At 45.4% G+C, this 18,355-nt stretch carries 14 protein-coding genes and 1 pseudogene; 2 read left to right on the forward strand and 13 right to left on the reverse strand.

What is annotated here, in order from left to right; all coding sequences use genetic code 11:
- Positions 1-170: 170 nt before the first annotated feature.
- On the forward strand, positions 171-1,256 hold the full coding sequence (locus EXZ60_RS15060) for a murein hydrolase activator EnvC (protein WP_228209352.1): 1,086 nt from the start codon (positions 171-173) through the stop codon (positions 1,254-1,256).
- Positions 1,257-1,293: 37 nt separating this feature from the next.
- Here the strand turns inward: EXZ60_RS15060 and EXZ60_RS15065 are convergent, their stop codons facing one another.
- The 4 genes from EXZ60_RS15065 to nudC form a co-directional block, all read right to left on the reverse strand.
- Positions 1,294-2,256: an acetyltransferase gene (locus EXZ60_RS15065; RefSeq protein WP_094128434.1), complete on the reverse strand. Its 963-nt coding sequence runs from the start codon at positions 2,254-2,256 to the stop codon at positions 1,294-1,296.
- Between the two features lie 89 nt (positions 2,257-2,345).
- Complete coding sequence (locus EXZ60_RS15070) at positions 2,346-2,984, reverse strand: TetR/AcrR family transcriptional regulator (RefSeq protein WP_017043942.1); 639 nt, start codon at positions 2,982-2,984, stop codon at positions 2,346-2,348.
- A gap of 101 nt (positions 2,985-3,085) precedes the next feature.
- A complete protein-coding gene (gene hemE, locus EXZ60_RS15075) occupies positions 3,086-4,153 on the reverse strand; it encodes a uroporphyrinogen decarboxylase (RefSeq protein ID WP_010318957.1) in 1,068 nt (355 codons plus the stop codon).
- Positions 4,154-4,402: 249 nt separating this feature from the next.
- On the reverse strand, positions 4,403-5,188 hold the full coding sequence (gene nudC, locus EXZ60_RS15080) for an NAD(+) diphosphatase (protein WP_170889804.1): 786 nt from the start codon (positions 5,186-5,188) through the stop codon (positions 4,403-4,405).
- A 180-nt stretch (positions 5,189-5,368) separates the two neighbouring features.
- On the opposite strand from nudC, the gene EXZ60_RS15085 reads away from it, so the two are divergent.
- Complete coding sequence (locus tag EXZ60_RS15085; RefSeq protein ID WP_013857948.1) at positions 5,369-5,863, forward strand: Rsd/AlgQ family anti-sigma factor; 495 nt, start codon at positions 5,369-5,371, stop codon at positions 5,861-5,863.
- A 90-nt stretch (positions 5,864-5,953) separates the two neighbouring features.
- On the opposite strand, the gene rpoC is transcribed toward EXZ60_RS15085, so the two are convergent.
- From rpoC to tuf, 9 genes and pseudogenes are all read right to left on the reverse strand, one after another.
- Complete coding sequence (gene rpoC, locus EXZ60_RS15090; protein ID WP_013857949.1) at positions 5,954-10,156, reverse strand: DNA-directed RNA polymerase subunit beta'; 4,203 nt, start codon at positions 10,154-10,156, stop codon at positions 5,954-5,956.
- Between the two features lie 79 nt (positions 10,157-10,235).
- The gene (gene rpoB / locus EXZ60_RS15095) at positions 10,236-14,264 is read right to left on the reverse strand and encodes a DNA-directed RNA polymerase subunit beta (RefSeq protein ID WP_115339455.1); all 4,029 of its coding nucleotides are present in this window, start codon (positions 14,262-14,264) and stop codon (positions 10,236-10,238) included.
- 252 nt (positions 14,265-14,516) lie between these two features.
- Positions 14,517-14,882 carry a 50S ribosomal protein L7/L12 gene (gene rplL, locus EXZ60_RS15100; protein WP_010318962.1) on the reverse strand — a complete coding sequence of 122 codons (366 nt, stop codon included), beginning with the start codon at positions 14,880-14,882 and terminating at the stop codon, positions 14,517-14,519.
- A 60-nt stretch (positions 14,883-14,942) separates the two neighbouring features.
- Positions 14,943-15,431: a 50S ribosomal protein L10 gene (gene rplJ, locus EXZ60_RS15105; RefSeq protein ID WP_026027617.1), complete on the reverse strand. Its 489-nt coding sequence runs from the start codon at positions 15,429-15,431 to the stop codon at positions 14,943-14,945.
- 288 nt (positions 15,432-15,719) lie between these two features.
- Positions 15,720-16,421 (reverse strand): 50S ribosomal protein L1, encoded by a 702-nt coding sequence (gene rplA / locus EXZ60_RS15110; protein WP_013857952.1) that lies wholly within the window; start codon positions 16,419-16,421, stop codon positions 15,720-15,722.
- 4 nt (positions 16,422-16,425) lie between these two features.
- Positions 16,426-16,854 (reverse strand): 50S ribosomal protein L11, encoded by a 429-nt coding sequence (rplK, locus tag EXZ60_RS15115; protein WP_010318965.1) that lies wholly within the window; start codon positions 16,852-16,854, stop codon positions 16,426-16,428.
- Between the two features lie 133 nt (positions 16,855-16,987).
- The gene (gene nusG / locus EXZ60_RS15120; RefSeq protein WP_013857954.1) at positions 16,988-17,536 is read right to left on the reverse strand and encodes a transcription termination/antitermination protein NusG; all 549 of its coding nucleotides are present in this window, start codon (positions 17,534-17,536) and stop codon (positions 16,988-16,990) included.
- Between the two features lie 12 nt (positions 17,537-17,548).
- Entirely contained in the window at positions 17,549-17,929 is a 381-nt protein-coding gene (gene secE / locus EXZ60_RS15125) for a preprotein translocase subunit SecE (protein ID WP_026027616.1), read from the reverse strand.
- Positions 17,930-18,182: 253 nt separating this feature from the next.
- A pseudogene (gene tuf, locus EXZ60_RS15130) lies at positions 18,183-18,355 on the reverse strand (elongation factor Tu); the annotation flags it as partial.

Raw genomic sequence — 18,355 nt, forward strand, 5'->3', positions numbered from 1 at the left:
CCCAAGAACTCGATTTGATTGCAAGTTTTGACATAGGGCTTTCGCCTCGCGGATGGCTTTGAGTATACTGACTCACTAATTTGTCGATAGAGACTTGAAAACGGATGAGAAACAAGCCTTCACCACACCTAATTACTATAACGACTTGGTGGCATGCACTTAGCCTAGTGATGGTGTTAGGGCTAGCTTGCCTCTCCAGCTCACCGTTAATGGCTGCCACACAACAAGAGCTAAAAGGGGTGAAAGGCGAAATTTCTCGTCAGCAGCAAGCGTTAAATAATCGACAAAAAGAGCTCGATTCGTTGCAAAATGCGCTTAAAAAGCAAGAAGTGGGTATTTCAAGTCTAGAAAGTCAGATCAAAAACACCAAATCAGAATTAGTAGTGGCCAACGCTAATATCGCTAAACTCAAGCAAAAGATCACAGCCTTAGAAACACAACAAACACAACAAACCGCCAAATTAGCTCAACTGATCAAAACCTATTACGCCACTCAGCGAGCGACGGCCTCATCCAACATACTCAATAATGGCGTGGAAGAAGATCGCATCAGCCAGTATTACCAACACTTAGCTAAGGCACGCAGCCAAACCATCCAACAGCTTGAACTTACGCAAAAAGAACTCAATGAAAGTGAAAAACAGCTGCGACTTGAACGAGACCAAATCGCTTCTCTATTAGAACAGCAGACCCAAAAGCGCGCTACATTGGCAAAAACGCAGTCAGAACGACGCAGTACAGTGGGTAAAATTCAAAAAAGCATTTCCGGTGATAAAGTCTACTTAGCGGAATTGCAACGCAATGAAACGCGATTACAAGCGGAAATCGCCAAAGCAGCAAAACGTAACGCTGTGCTAATGGATGGGTTAGCACCGCAAAAAGGCAAGCTACCTTGGCCAGTCAAAGGTAAAATCCTGCATGCTTTTGGTACACGTCAAAGTGGACAAATTGACTGGAAAGGTCTAGTCATTGACGCCAATTATGGTCAAAACGTCAAAGCGGTTTATTCTGGCACGGTCGTGTTTGCTGAATATCTACGTGGTTATGGGCTGGTGGTTTTGCTCGATCATGGCAAAGGCGATATGACCTTATACGGCTTTAACCAAAGTTTGCTCAAAAAAGAGGGCGATAAAGTCACCGCCGGTGAAACCATTGCTTTAGCGGGAGACACTGGCGGTCAATCTCAGCCAGCGCTCTATTTCGAAATTCGTCGCAACAGTAAAGCCGAAGACCCAACACGCTGGCTCAGTCGCTAGCAAAACACATCCATCACCCTGTCAATCCGGGCGAGCGTTAGTGTGATGAATAGTACGCTTCTACTTGAGTAATGAATTGGGTCAATTGTCTTTTATCCAACGAATTAATACCCGCCGCCGCTTCTCGCCCGCCTCCGGTTGCAAAGGCGCTGCATAACCTATCCGCTCCCTGTTTATTGGCTAATGGAGCTCGTAGCGAAACGGTATAACCACCCGATGAATTTACCGTTAAAACCATATGTGCCGCGGCGGGTGCTTGATTGGCTAGCCAATTACTAAACACACCACTCACTCGCTGTGATGATGCACAGTCTGGCAGCTCGTATACGCTCAAACAGGCACTTTTATAGATAGGCTCTAACGACTGAGCAAGCTGCATATCTTGCTCATAAGCGTGCTGCAAATGATAAAAAGGGGAGTTGTCATCCTTCATTAAATCAAACGGTGAAGGATAAACTAGCAAGGCTTGGTACAAATCAGCGGGGTGATAATGAAGCTGCTCTATCGTCTCTCCATAACCGTTATAGTTAATCAAGGTGCCTAAGTTTTTTAGTTGTTCAGCTTGAGTGGTAGTTAGCCCCGCGTTGCGCGTTAAAGTATCCGCTTTAGCAATCAAATTATCGCCATAAGCTGCCACAATCGCCCACTCATGGAACGGACCACCTAACCACTGATCAATAATTAATGCCGTACAAGTATTAGGGTCCAAATCAATATGGGCGTCAAGCAGCGGAGTCTCGGGGATTGAGCCTGCATAGTGATGATCGGCATAAAACACCGTCACCCCCGCCGCAAGAGCCTGTTGTAAAGGTCGCTGATTCTTCTCCATCGAAATATCTAACACGGTCAGACTATCTCGGGATTGAAGATTAAGACGCTGGAGCAATTTGATATCACGCTTAACCCCAGTAACTAGGGTCGTCGTGCGAGGGTAAGCAAGCCGCAGCTGAAGAAGAGAGATGATGCCATCAGCATCACCGTTAAAAACGTCATAGTGCATATCAACACCACCCTTAGAGATGTATAGCTAAGAAGCTAACAGCTTCAAAGGATTAAGAACAATACTCAAAGGTTATAACTAAGCACACATTATGATGCGTGCATCGCCCGCACACCTTCCTCTAATAATAGAAGCTGTTCAAGACCTTGTTCTGTTGCTTTGGGTTTAACGACTGCGATCATCTGCAGCATGCCTTGATGAATCACTTGCTCGGTGATCTGCGTTTTGGAAAACATCGCTGACTGATAACTCAACCAACACGAGGCCGTCATATGGAGAGTGGTCACTAAAGATTGCATCTCTTCTTTTCCGACAGACAGCAATTTCAGCTCAACAAAAGCGTGCATAATATTAATGAGATTAGTTTGCAGCTTTTCTTGTACTTGAATGTACTCACCATGTAGTACTTCATCACGCTGCAGGATTTCCGGTAAATTGGCATAGAAAAAACGGTATTTCCACATCAAAGTGAAGATCGAATCAAGATAATGCTTTAACAGAGTTAAGCTTTCGCGCTGTGCCGCAATCGGCTGAAAACGTTCGAGTAACTCTGCTGAATAGAGAGCAAAAATATCACGAACAATTTCTTGTTTATTACGAAAGTGATAATACAAATTACCTGGGCTGATTTCGATATGTGCGGCGATATGGTTAGTGGTCACCGTTCTTTCACCATGTTCATTAAACAGCGCTAATGCAGCATAAACGATCTTATCTTTGGTCTTCATCTTGTCTTATTACCTCTTTACCTCTGTGAACCTGCTCCTATCAAATAACAGGATGAGAGTGAGAAACGGTGCATTATCGGCGATAAGGCACCGCAAACCTATTATTGATGGTACGGTTTAGACAAGGCGTGCACCGCATCAACAAATATGCCCGCATTTTCCGGTGGCACATCTAAATGAATACCGTGTCCGAGGTTAAAGACATGGCCCGTTCCACCATGACCGAACCCTTCAAGAATGGTCGCCACTTCTTGGCGAATACGATCATGCGGAGCATAAAGCATGGATGGGTCCATATTACCTTGCAGCGCCACCTTGTCACCGATACGCGCTTTGGCGTCGGCAATATTGATGGTCCAATCAAGCCCTACAGCATCACAACCCGTTGCAGCAATCTGCTCCAGCCACATGCCACCGTTTTTGGTAAACAGAGTGACGGGTACGCGGCGACCTTCATTTTCACGAATTAAACCATCCACGATTTTGTGCATATACTGTAGTGAAAAGAGGTTGTAGTCGCGCGGCGTCAGTACTCCGCCCCAAGTATCAAAAATCATAACAGACTGAGCACCCGCTTTGATTTGTGCGTTGAGGTATTCAATAACACTGTCTGCCAGTTTATCGAGCAAGGCGTGCAGCACGCTAGGATCGGCGTACATCATTTTTTTGATCTTAGTGAAGGCTTTTGAGCTGCCACCTTCCACCATATAAGTCGCGAGTGTCCATGGGCTGCCTGAAAAACCGATCAATGGAACTTCACCTTGTAGATCTTTGCGGATCTGGCGTACGGCATTCATCACATATTGCAGTTCGCCTTCCGGATCCGGTAAGCCAATTTTATCGACATCGGCTTTACAAGTGATCGGGCGTTCAAACTTTGGCCCTTCTCCCGCTTCAAAATACAAACCCAATCCCATGGCGTCAGGAATGGTTAAAATATCAGAAAATAAAATAGCGGCATCTAATGGAAAGCGACGTAATGGCTGTAATGTCACTTCAGAAGCTAGCTCAGCATTTTTACACAGCGCCATAAAATCGCCTGCTTCGGCACGCGTTGCGCGATACTCTGGCAGGTAACGTCCTGCTTGGCGCATCATCCATACAGGGGTGCAATCGACAGGTTGTTTTAACAGTGCACGCAAGTAGCGATCATTTTTTAATTCAGTCATTCCGTCTTCCAATTTAAAGCTTGTTATTTTTTGTGGCGTTATTCTAGCACTGAATAAGCGCCAAAAACGGTGTGCTTTGCAAGCGAGATCATGTTATTAACTTTTAAATCAATGGTTAATTTGCAAGCAACCTTTAACGGTGTTAAAAATTTGTTCGCTAGCGAAAACTATAATTATAAACTGAGTACTCTGTACTCGGCATCTCATAACGACATCTTACTTACCCCCTCCTTCACCGGAGGGTTTTTTTTAGCAATGCGGCAGTGAATCTTTCTCGATTTCGCTTAACGTGTGCTCTATTAATGCTCTGGCTATCGTCCCTTCGGGCGCAACGGGAGGCAAAGCACTTGCTAAAAACCATTGCGCATCACTCAATTCACTATAGTCGGGTTTTATCGTGCCAGAGTCATATTCCGCCACAAAGCCCATCATCATACTCGATGGAAATGCCCAAGGCTGGCTACCAAAATAGTGAATATTTTTCACATGAATCCCCGTTTCTTCAAGCACTTCACGTGCCACGCACTGCTCTAACGTCTCCCCGACCTCTAAAAAACCAGCAATAACGGTATACATGCCGTTACGATGCCTTGGGTGCTGGGCCAATAAAATTTTATCCTGATTTCGTACCGCGACAATAATGCAAGGAAAGATACGCGGATAATGTAACGTTCGACACTCAGAACATTGCATCGCCAATTGGTTATGGTTTAGGTAATTTCGCCCGCCACATTGTGGACAAAAACGTAACGTTTGGCTCATGTGACCATATTGAAGCGCCTTGCTGATCGCCAAAAACAGTTCTGGTTTGAGATGCAACAATTCGCGTAATGAAGTCATTTCTCGCTCGCCATCAAGATCGGCATCATTAACCCACATCACTGGGTAACCATCACAACTATCTACCACCACCGCTTTTTCTAAAGGCAGGGAATATTCGCCCGCAGATCCTAGCGGTAACTCACCATTTATGGTCCAGATCTCACTTCCGGAAACTACACACCAATAAGCGATTTTTGTATCACTATTTTTCAACATGTTGCGACCTCTCTTCTTGCAGTTACCCCATTTTACTGGCAATCTAAATTCATACCAGAATTTGTAACGTTCCAAATTTAGTTCTATAAATTCTAGTAAGGACAATGAGTTGTATCTACGAAGTGCAACCCTACGCAAAGGAAACGGTCACCAGCTTTGTGACCCGATCATGAGGGCATGGTCATGCTAAAAAAACTAAAACGCACACAAGAGCAATGGGGCGGTTACAGTGACGTTATTGATCACTGGTTAAACACGCGACAAACCTTAATTGTAGAGTATTGCAAATTAGCCGCGCTGCAACCTTGCACCGCCAAAACGAATGTTAACGGGCTTCCCTCGCCAGAAGAGCTGCAACGTTTTTGCCAACAACTGGTGGATTATATTTCCGAAGGTCACTTCAAAATCTACGATATGGTGATGGATAGGTGGCGTGCAACTGGCTTTGAAGCCACCGATGAAATTAATCAGACTTATGGAAAAATTATTGTTACTACCGAGCCGTTACTCAATTTTACAGATAAATACGCGGCAGTGAGTGATGAGGATGATCTCGAAAACTTTGACAACGACCTTTCGCTAATTGGTGAAATTATTGAGGTGCGTTTTGGAGTGGAAGATAGTTTGATTCAACTTATCGCGGACAGCTTGGCTATCCCTCCTGGTGCTTAATATTGAATATTTTGCTGTAATCATTCGCGTAGATTAATTAAGCGCAACAAAAAAGGCACCCGAAGGTGCCTTTTTTAATCAGCGCTGAGATTACTCTTCAGAAGAGAAACCTGCGTTTAGCAGTGCCGCTAGGTTATCTGTCGCTTGTTCAGCAGACGGGCCTTTTAGCTGTGCCGCACGTTTAGCTTGACGCTCTTGGTGGTAAGCGAAACCTGTACCCGCTGGGATCAGACGACCAACGATTACGTTTTCTTTCAGACCGCGAAGATCATCTCGTTTACCAGAAACAGCCGCTTCTGTTAGTACGCGAGTTGTCTCTTGGAACGATGCCGCAGAGATGAACGATTCAGTCGCTAGAGATGCTTTAGTAATACCTAGTAGCTCACGCTCGAAACGAGCAGGCTGTTTGCCTTCGGCTTCTAGGTTACGGTTTGCAACTTTCACTTGTGAGTATTCAACTTGCTCACCCGCTAGGAACTCAGAGTCGCCAGCATGAGTAATCGTACACTTACGTAGCATTTGACGAACGATAGTTTCAATGTGCTTATCGTTAATCTTAACGCCTTGCAGACGGTAAACTTCTTGAACTTCGTTAGCGATGTAAGACGTTACAGCATGGATACCACGTAAACGTAGGATATCGTGCGGAGTCTCAGGACCATCAGCAATAACGTCACCACGTTCGATCTTCTCACCTTCAAACACGTTAAGTTGACGATGCTTAGGAATCATTTCTTCATAAGTTTCGTCACCCTCACGAGTGATGATTAGACGACGTTTACCTTTGGTTTCTTTACCAAAGCTCACAGTACCTGTGTGCTCAGCAAGAATCGCAGGCTCTTTTGGTCGACGAGCTTCAAACAAGTCAGCTACGCGAGGTAGACCACCCGTGATGTCTCGGTTACCGCCAGATTTTTGTGGAATACGCGCTAATGTGTCACCAATACCAACTTCAGCACCATCTTCGATGTTAACGATCGCTTTACCCGGTAAGAAGTATTGAGCTGGCATATCAGTACCAGGGATCATGACATCTTTACCTTTCGCATCAACAAGTTTGATAGCTGGACGCATATCTTTACCTGCTGCTGGACGAGCGGCAGCTTCGGTTACTTCGCTTGAAGATAGACCCGTTAGGTCATCTGTTTGGCGAGAAACCGTTACACCATCAATCATATCAACGAATTGGATGCGACCAGCCACTTCAGTGATGATTGGCATGGTGTGCGCTTCCCAGTTAGCCACTGTTTGACCAGCTTCAACCGCGTCGTTATCACCTTTACTCAACACAGAGCCGTAAGGCAGTTTGTGTTTTTCTTTCGTGCGACCAAATTCGTCAATGATAGTCAGCTCTGATGCACGAGATGTGATAACCAGCTTCTTATCTTTGTTGATAACGAACTTAGCGTTGTGAAGTTTCACAGAACCTTTGTTCTTCGCTTGGATGCTGTTCTCTGCCGCAGCAGTAGAAGCCGCACCACCGATGTGGAACGTACGCATCGTTAACTGTGTACCCGGCTCACCGATAGATTGAGCAGCAATAACACCGACTGCCTCACCTTGGTTCACTAGGTGACCACGAGCAAGGTCACGACCGTAACATAGCGCACAACAGCCGAAGTCCGCATCACAGGTTACCACTGAGCGTACTTTCATATTATCGACAGAGTTCTCATCGATAATCTGACACCACTTCTCATCAATCAGAGTATTACGTGGAATAAGTACTTCTTCAGTGCCTGGCTTCATCACATCCTCAGCCACCACACGACCAAGAGCCAGTTCAGTTAAAGAAACTTTAACGTCACCACCCTCGATATGAGGCATCATGTCGACACCTTCTTGAGTGCCACAGTCATGCTCTGTCACCACAACGTCTTGTGCAACGTCTACTAAACGACGAGTCAGGTAACCTGAGTTCGCTGTTTTAAGTGCAGTATCGGCTAGACCCTTACGTGCACCGTGGGTAGAGATAAAGTACTGTAGTACGTTCAGGCCTTCTTTAAAGTTTGCTGTGATAGGCGTTTCGATGATTGAACCATCTGGACGCGCCATCAGACCACGCATACCTGCAAGCTGACGAATCTGAGCAGCAGAACCACGAGCACCCGAGTCAGCCATCATATAGATGCTGTTAAACGATTCTTGTTGTTCTTCTACACCATCACGGTTGATCACGGTTTCAGAAGATAGGTTATCCATCATCGCTTTCGCAACACGGTCGTTGGTAGACGCCCAGATATCGATAACTTTGTTGTAACGCTCACCCGCCGTAACAAGACCTGATTGGAACTGTTCTTGGATTTCGCGTACTTCTTCTTCAGCTTCAGCAATTTCAGTGTATTTTGCTGCTGGTACAACCATGTCGTCGATACCAACTGACACGCCTGACAGTGCTGCATAAGCAAAACCGGTGTACATGATTTGGTCAGCAAATACGACCGTATCTTTCAAACCAAGCTTACGATACGCTTCGTTTAATAGATTTGAGATCTGTTTCTTACCAAGCTTCTGGTTCACGATGCTGTATGGCAGGCCTTTAGGCACGATTTGCCATAGCATGGCACGACCGACAGTCGTATCGACCATCTTAGTCTCAGTCGTGCTGTAACCATCTTCATCAACAACGGTTTCAGTGATACGTACTTTAACGCGTGCGTGTAGCGCCGCTGTCTTAGTACGGTATGCCTTCTCAGCCTCTTTAGGGCCAGCCAGGTACATACCTTCACCTTGCGCGTTGATTTTTTCGCGAGTCATGTAGTACAGACCCAAGACCACGTCCTGTGAAGGTACGATGATCGGATCACCTGATGCTGGCGACAGAATGTTGTTCGTCGACATCATCAGTGTACGAGCTTCAAGCTGTGCTTCTAAAGTTAGAGGCACGTGAACCGCCATTTGGTCACCATCGAAGTCCGCGTTATACGCCGCACACACAAGTGGGTGCAGTTGAATCGCTTTACCTTCAATCAGTACAGGTTCGAACGCTTGAATACCAAGGCGGTGCAGTGTTGGTGCACGGTTTAGTAGTACTGGGTGTTCACGAATCACTTCGTCTAGGATATCCCAAACAACCGCTTCTTCACGCTCAACCATTTTCTTAGCTGCTTTGATCGTCGTGGCCATGCCGCGAGTTTCTAACTTGCTGTAGATAAATGGTTTAAATAGCTCAAGTGCCATCTTCTTAGGAAGACCACACTGGTGCAGACGTAAATATGGACCTACTGTGATTACAGAACGGCCTGAGTAGTCTACACGTTTACCAAGTAGGTTCTGACGGAAACGACCTTGTTTACCCTTGATCATATCAGCAAGAGATTTCAGAGGACGCTTGTTAGAACCTGTGATCGCACGACCGCGACGACCGTTATCAAGTAGCGCATCAACAGACTCTTGCAGCATACGCTTTTCGTTGCGTACGATGATGTCCGGAGCTGCTAGCTCTAGAAGGCGCTTCAAACGGTTGTTACGGTTGATCACACGGCGGTACAAATCGTTCAGATCAGATGTCGCAAAACGACCGCCATCTAGTGGTACTAGAGGACGTAGATCTGGCGGAAGTACCGGAAGCACAGTCAGGATCATCCACTCAGGGTTATTACCTGAGCTGATAAACGCTTCAACAAGCTTCAGACGCTTAGTCAGTTTTTTGCGTTTAGTTTCAGAGTTAGTGGTTTGTAACTCCTCACGCATCATCTCTGTTTCAGCGACAAGATCCATTGAACCCAATAGGTCTTTGATCGCTTCTGCGCCCATCTTCGCCGTGAACTCATCGCCCCACTCTTCTAGACGGTCAAGATACTCTTCTTCAGTAAGCATCTGACTCTTTTCTAGATCCGTCATACCCGGCTCTGTTACTACATACATTTCGAAGTAAAGAACACGTTCGATATCACGTAGAGGGATATCCATTAGCAGACCGATACGAGACGGTAGCGATTTTAGGAACCAGATGTGAGCAACCGGTGATGCAAGCTCGATGTGGCCCATACGGTCACGACGAACTTTAGTTTGTGTAACTTCAACGCCACATTTTTCACAGATCACGCCACGGTGTTTCAGACGCTTATATTTACCACAAAGACATTCGTAGTCTTTGACTGGACCAAAAATACGCGCACAGAACAGACCATCACGTTCAGGCTTGAACGTACGATAGTTGATCGTTTCAGGTTTTTTAACTTCACCAAAAGACCATGAACGAATCATGTCAGGTGAAGATAGACCGATTTTGATTGCATCAAATTCTTCGGTCTTATGCTGTGCTTTTAGAAAGTTTAATAAGTCTTTCACAATCAGCTCCTGTAAGGAGTTAAAAGGCGCTCGGCGAGCGCCTTTCTACCAGGATAATCCAGAGGGTTTACCGCCAAGATTACTCTTCGTCTTCTAGCTCGATGTTGATACCTAGCGAGCGGATCTCTTTCAGCAATACGTTGAAAGACTCTGGCATGCCAGGTTCCATGCTATGGTTACCATCAACGATGTTCTTATACATCTTCGTACGACCGTTAACGTCATCTGACTTAACAGTAAGCATTTCTTGTAGTGTATATGCAGCACCGTATGCTTCTAGTGCCCACACTTCCATCTCACCGAAACGCTGACCACCGAACTGAGCTTTACCACCAAGTGGTTGCTGAGTTACTAGGCTGTACGAACCTGTTGAACGAGCGTGCATCTTGTCATCAACAAGGTGGTTCAGTTTGAGCATGTACATGTAACCGACAGTTACAGGACGCTCGAATGCATCACCAGTACGACCATCAAACAGTGTTAGCTGACCAGAAGTTGGTAGGTCGGCTAGGCTTAATAGTTCTTTGATTGATGCTTCTGACGCACCATCAAATACTGGAGTTGCAATCGGTAAACCACCACGAAGGTTGTTCACAAGAGTACGAACATCACCATCAGACAGAGCAGCAATATCTACTTTCTGACGCGTATCGCCAAGATCATAAACCTTCTGTAAGAACTCACGCTGCTTAGACAGCTCTTGTTGTTCTTTAACCATTTGGTTGATCTTGTCACCAATACCTTTTGCAGCCAGACCTAAGTGAACTTCAAGGATCTGACCGATGTTCATACGTGACGGTACACCTAGTGGGTTTAATACGATATCAACCGGCTGACCGTTTTCATCGTAAGGCATGTCTTCAACAGGGTTGATCTTAGAGATTACACCCTTGTTACCGTGACGACCTGCCATCTTATCACCAGGCTGGATACGACGTTTCACCGCTAGGTAAACTTTAACAATCTTCAGAACGCCAGGCGCTAGATCATCACCTTGAGTGATTTTACGACGTTTCGCTTCGAACTTCTTATCGAAGTCAGCTTTTAGCTCATCCCATTGCTCAGCAAGCTGTTCAAGTTGAGATTGTAGCTCGTCGTTTTCTAGTGTTTGTTCTAGCCATTTCTTACGATCAATCGCATCAAGCTTCGCTTCAGAATAGCCACCATTGATCAGTACAGCTTTCACACGCGCTAGTAGACCACCTTCAAGAATTTGGAACTCTTCGGTAAGGTCTTTCTTCGCTTCTTTTAGCTGCATGTGTTCAATTTCAAGCGCACGCTTGTCTTTCTCTACGCCATCGCGAGTGAAAACTTGAACATCGATAATGGTACCTGAAACAGAGTTTGGTACACGCAGTGACGTATCTTTAACATCAGAGGCTTTTTCACCGAAGATTGCACGTAGTAGCTTCTCTTCTGGAGTTAGCTGAGTTTCGCCTTTCGGCGTTACTTTACCAACTAGGATGTCACCACCCTTAACTTCAGCACCAATGTAAACGATACCTGACTCGTCTAGTTTAGACAGAGCCGATTCACCTACGTTTGGAATATCCGCTGTGATCTCTTCAGAGCCCAGCTTAGTATCACGAGCCACACAAGAAAGTTCTTGGATGTGGATAGTCGTGAAACGGTCTTCTTGAACCACGCGCTCAGATACTAAGATCGAGTCTTCGAAGTTATAACCATTCCAAGGCATGAATGCGATACGCATGTTTTGACCAAGCGCTAGCTCACCAAGGTCTGTTGAAGGACCATCAGCAAGGACATCACCGCGAGCTACAGGTTCACCTGGCATCACAGTAGGACGTTGGTTAATACATGTGTTTTGGTTCGAACGTGTGTATTTAGTTAGGTTGTAAATGTCGATACCCGCTTCACCAGATACAAGTTCATCTTCATTAACTTTAACTACGATACGAGACGCATCAACTGACTGCACCATACCGCCACGTTTGGCAACGGCAGTTACACCAGAGTCAACCGCTACATTACGTTCGATACCAGTACCAACCAACGGCTTCTCAGCGCGTAACGTTGGAACCGCTTGACGTTGCATGTTCGCACCCATCAATGCACGGTTCGCATCATCGTGTTCTAGGAACGGGATAAGCGAAGCGGCGATTGATACGACCTGGTTGGTCGCAACGTCCATGTAGTCAACATGTTCACGAGGGTGAAGACCAGATTCACCTTTTTGACGAGCTGTGATCAGCTCATCTGCAAACGTACCTTCTTCAGTCAGAATGGCGTTTGCCTGCGCGATAACAAATTGACCTTCTTGGATAGCTGACAAGTAATCAACTTCATCAGTCACCACACCATCAACAACACGACGGTACGGAGTTTCTAGGAAACCGTATTCGTTACAACGTGCAAATGCTGACAATGAGTTAATCAGACCGATGTTCGGACCTTCTGGCGTTTCGATCGGACATAGACGACCGTAGTGAGTTACGTGTACGTCACGTACCTCAAAGCCAGCACGCTCACGAGTTAGACCACCAGGACCCAATGCAGAAATACGACGTTTGTGCGTCACTTCTGAAAGTGGGTTGTTCTGGTCCATAAACTGAGAAAGCTGTGAAGAACCGAAGAATTCTTTAACGGCTGCAGAGATAGGCTTCGCATTGATCAAATCTTGAGGCATGATCGCATCAAGATCGCCAAGGCTTAAGCGCTCTTTCACTGCACGTTCAACACGCACAAGACCTACGCGGAATTGGTTTTCAGCCATTTCACCAACAGAGCGAATACGACGGTTGCCAAGGTGGTCGATATCGTCCACTTCGCCAATGCCGTTACGAATGGCGATCAACTTCTTCATCACTTCGATGATGTCAGTTTCGTCAAGCGTACCAAGCTCGCCGGTATCTTCACGCTCAATTGAGCTGTTGAACTTCATACGGCCTACTGTTGATAGGTCATAGCGTTCTTCTGAGAAGAATAGGCTTTCAAACAGCGATTCGGCTGCTTCTTTTGTTGGTGGCTCGCCAGGGCGCATCATGCGGTAGATTTCTACTAGCGCAGAAATACGATCAACCGTACTGTCGATGCGGAGCGTCTCAGACACAAATGGACCATGATCAAGATCGTTCGTAAATAGAACTTCAAGTTTCTTATAGCCCGCTTGTGAAAGATTCGCTAATGCTTCCAAGCTAATTTCTTGGTTTGCGCTAACGATGACTTCACCAGTTGCTTCATTGACATAATCTTTAGAAGCGACTTTACCTACGATGTACTCAACGGGTACTTCGATAAAATCAACGTTATCTTTTTCTAGTTGACGAATATGACGAGCCGTTACACGACGACCTTTTTCGACATAAACGGTACCATTTGCTTCAATATCAAATGACGCTGTTTCGCCACGCAGGCGCTCAGGTACCAACTCCATAAGAAGAGTTTGGTCTTTGACTTCAAACTTCACTTTTTCGAAGAACAGATCCAAGATCTCTTCTGTCGATTTACCAAGTGCACGAAGAATGATCGATGCAGGCAGTTTACGACGACGGTCAATACGCACGTATAGGTTATCTTTTGGATCAAACTCAAAATCTAACCATGAACCACGGTAAGGGATAATACGTGCGTTATAAAGAACTTTACCTGATGAGTGAGTTTTACCCTTATCGCTGTCGAAGAATACGCCTGGGCTTCGGTGCAGCTGGGATACGATAACCCTCTCAGTACCATTAATTACGAAGGTACCATTGTCTGTCATGAGTGGAATTTCACCCATGTAGACTTCTTGTTCTTTAATATCTTTTACAGTACCTGCTGGCGCGTCTTTATCAAAGATCACTAGGCGTAGTTTTACGCGTAGTGGCTTAGAATAAGTTACACCACGAATTTGACATTCTTTAACGTCAAAAACTGGCTCACCAAGACGATAGCTAACGTATTGCAGCTCAGAATTGCCGTTATAGCTCTGAATAGGAAATACAGAACGAAAAGCAGCCTCAAGACCGTATTGTCCTTCAGGATCCTGTTCGATAAACTTGTCGAACGAATCGAGCTGGATCGATAGCAGGTATGGAATGTCCAACACTTGTGGACGAGTACCAAAGTCCTTACGGATGCGCTTTTTCTCGGTATAAGAGTAAACCATGGGGTTCCTCAGCTCGCTGATAAGTGACCCAAACTGCCCACCAATTATTCAAAAATAAAGGGTCATAGGACAGTGACTAACAGCTGTTTACTGTAGTAACACAACATCACTCAAAAATGATAGTTTGTGTGCTTTTGCACGAGTATAAGCGTCTAAACAGCGGGAAAATTCACCCATACCCTACAGCGCAAAAAGGCCGGTGGTCAATAAACCACCAGCCATTAGCCTTGCGGCTAAGAAATTAAGTAATAATTACTTAACTTCAACAGTCGCACCAGCTTCTTCTAGCTCTTTCTTAAGTGCGTCAGCTTCTGCTTGAGAAACTGCTTCTTTAATTGCAGCTGGAGCGCCGTCAACTAGAGCTTTAGCTTCTTTAAGACCTAGGCCAGTTGCGCCACGTACTGCTTTGATTACAGATACTTTGTTTGCGCCAGCAGCAGTTAGGATTACGTCGAATTCAGTTTGCTCTTCAACAGCTGCTGCTGCTGGGCCGCCTGCAACTACTGCAGCTGCAGCAGAAACACCGAACTTCTCTTCCATAGCAGAGATAAGTTCAACAACTTGCATTACAGACATTTCTGCAACTGCATCTAGGATTTGCTCGTTAGTAATAGACATAACAATTCTCTTTTAAGTCAACAATAAGTTTATTTAGCAAACAATAAAAAGCAATGCGAATTACGCAGCTTCTTTTTGATCGCGGACAGCAGCGATAGTACGTACCAGCTTGCCAGCAGAAGCTTCTTTCATGCACATCATTAGGCGTGCGATTGCTTCGTCGTAAGTTGGTAGTGTCGCTAGTAGTTCAGCGTCAGTTAATGCGCCTTCAAATGCAGCTGCTTTGATTTCAAAGTGCTTGTTCTCTCTAGCGAAGTCTTTAAAAAGACGCGCTGCAGCACCTGGATGCTCGTTAGAGAATGCGATCAAAGTAGGACCTACGAATACGTCTTGTAGACATTCGTAAGCTGTGCCTTCCACTGCGCGACGTGCTAGAGTATTACGAACAACTCTCATGTAAACACCCGCTTCACGAGCTTGTTTACGTAGAGAAGTCATCGCGCCTACTTGAACGCCACGAGAGTCAGCAACAACTGCAGAAAGTGCACCACTGGCCGCTTCGTTGACTTCAGCAACAATTGCTTGTTTGTCTTGAAGGTTTAAAGCCATCTTGGATTTACTCCTGGTTGTCGTTACACCACTCACTATTATCACAACAGTGAGAGTTATTTCGGTGCAGTCCCAGAAGAAAGTTTATCTATTCAAAAAATAAATTATGCTTTCTGTCAGTTCGGGCACCATCTACGTAGGTACGATTAAGTCATTTATCAAACAGACAAATAACGCCTACGGTCTTGGACGGAGACTGGGTCATAGTTCTAAGAACTAAAATCAGCCCCAACCACAAATATTAGGCGCAGAATTATACACAAATTCCACACCTAATCAAATGTATTATTACGCTTGAGCGTTTAGCGTGTTCTGATCAACAGCAACACCAGCACCCATCGTAGTAGAAATGCTTACTTTCTTCAGGTAAGTACCCTTAGCAGAAGAAGGTTTCGCTTTCTTAAGTGCAACTAGAAGAGCTTCTAAGTTCTCTTGCAGTTGGTTAGTTTCGAAAGAAACTTTACCGATAGTTGTGTGGATGATGCCGTTTTTGTCGTTACGGTAACGAACCTGACCTGCTTTAGCGTTCTTAACCGCTTCAGCAACGTTAGGAGTTACAGTACCAACTTTAGGGTTTGGCATTAGACCGCGAGGACCAAGAATGGTACCTAGTTGACCTACAACGCGCATTGCATCTGGAGAAGCAACAACAACGTCAAAGTTCATTTCGCCTTTCTTCACTAGCTCAGCTAGATCTTCCATACCCACTAAATCTGCACCAGCAGCTTTAGCCGCTTCAGCGTTTGCACCTTGAGTGAACACTGCAACACGTACTTCACGACCAGTACCGTGTGGCAGAACAGTTGCACCACGTACGTTTTGGTCAGATTTACGAGCATCAATGCCAAGGTTCACAGCAACGTCTACAGACTCAACGAATTTAGCCGTTGCAAGTTCTTTAAGAAGAGCTACAGCTTCGTTGATTTCGTATTCTTTAGTTGCGTCAACTTTCTCACGGATAGTGCGCATACGCTTAGTTAGTTTTGCCATGATATTAACCCTCTACCACTAAGCCCATTGAACGAGCAGTACCCGCAATAGAACGTTTCATCGCTTCAATGTCAGCACCAGTCATATCAGCCGCTTTCGCTTCTGCAATTTCTTGGATTTGAGCATCAGTAACCGTGCCCACTTTTTCAGTGTTTGGACGGCCTGAACCAGACTTGATGCCTGCAGCTTTCTTCAGAAGAACAGCCGCTGGAGCAGTCTTAGTTACGAACGTGAAAGAACGGTCGCTGTATACAGTGATAACAACTGGAGTAGGCAAGCCTTTCTCCATTGATTCTGTTCTTGCGTTGAACGCTTTACAGAATTCCATGATGTTAACGCCACGTTGACCTAGTGCAGGACCAACTGGTGGACTTGGGTTCGCCATACCAGATGCAACTTGCAACTTGATATAAGCTTCAACTTTCTTAGCCATGATATTTCCTAAATGTGGGTACAAACGCCAATCAGCTGATCAGCTCCCCGGTTACTTTGTCATAAAAACGTGTAAATAAGGCGCGAAATTATAATCACATTTCACGCCCTTAACAACCCTAAAAGGTGTTTTTTTAATCAAGCTTATCGACTTGGCCAAACTCAAGTTCAACAGGAGTTGCACGACCAAAGATAGATACTGACACTTTAATGCGGCTCTTCTCGTAATCCACTTCTTCAACGGTGCCGTTGAAATCAGCAAATGGACCTTCATTAACACGAACCACTTCACCTGCTTCAAACATCGTCTTAGGACGCGGAGCTTCGCTCGCTTTCTCTAGACGATTAAGAATCGCATCGGCTTCTTTGTCAGTGATAGGTGCAGGACGATCGGAGGTTCCACCAATGAAACCCATTACACGAGGAACACTACGAACTAAGTGCCAGGACTCATCATTCATGAGCATCTGTACCAATACATAGCCTGGGAAGAACTTGCGCTCACTTTTACGGCGTTGACCTGCACGCATTTCAACAACTTCTTCGGTTGGAACAAGAACTTCACCGAAGAATTCTTCCATTGCGTGCATCTTGATATGCTCACGCAGCGATTGCGCTACGCGACCTTCAAATCCAGAGAAGGCTTGAACTACATACCAGCGTTTTTTAGGAGCTTCACTCATGTATTAAACCCTCTATACCCCAGTCACGAAAGCGACAAGACGAACCATAATGCCGTCGATGCCCCAAAGTGCTAGAGCCATTACGATACTTACAGCTAAAACGATTAATGTTGTTTGCATGGTTTCTTGACGTGTAGGCCATACCACTTTGCGAACTTCCATACGAGATTCACGCGCAAACGCAATCGCCGCTTTTCCTTTTGTGGTTGTCGCAGCAACACCGAGTGCTGCAATAATCAGCGCAACCACACCTGCAGCGCGAAGCACTACAGACATTTCACCATACAGGTAATTACCCACAACAGCGGCAGCTAACAGAGCAAAAGTGACAATCCACTTAAATGTGTCTGCTGCACTTGAGCTATCAGGAATTTCAGCATTGTTTGCTTTCATAAACCAACCTGTTACAAGTCTTAACATAGACGACAACAACCCCGCTGTTGCAGGGCAAATCCATAGCACAGGTAAAGCTACCTATACATACTCATCAAGATAGAAATGTCTCTATCTTAAATCCTTTGCACTGGCTTTATCGACCAACAAATCGACAACGGCCAAATTTAGTGCAGAAAAAGGGCATCAAATGATGCCCTTTTTGGTAGTCGTTAGTCAAATACTATTCGTATTTAAACGGCTAAATCAGCAATTAAGCGATAACTTTAGCAACAACACCAGCACCTACTGTACGACCACCTTCACGGATCGCGAAACGTAGACCTTCATCCATCGCGATTGGAGCGATTAGCTCTACAACCATTTGGATGTTGTCACCTGGCATTACCATCTCTACGCCTTCTGGTAGAGAGATATCGCCTGTTA

Source organism: Vibrio sp. 1151_11 (assembly GCF_029478525.1).
GTDB classification, from domain to species: domain Bacteria; phylum Pseudomonadota; class Gammaproteobacteria; order Enterobacterales; family Vibrionaceae; genus Vibrio; species Vibrio anguillarum.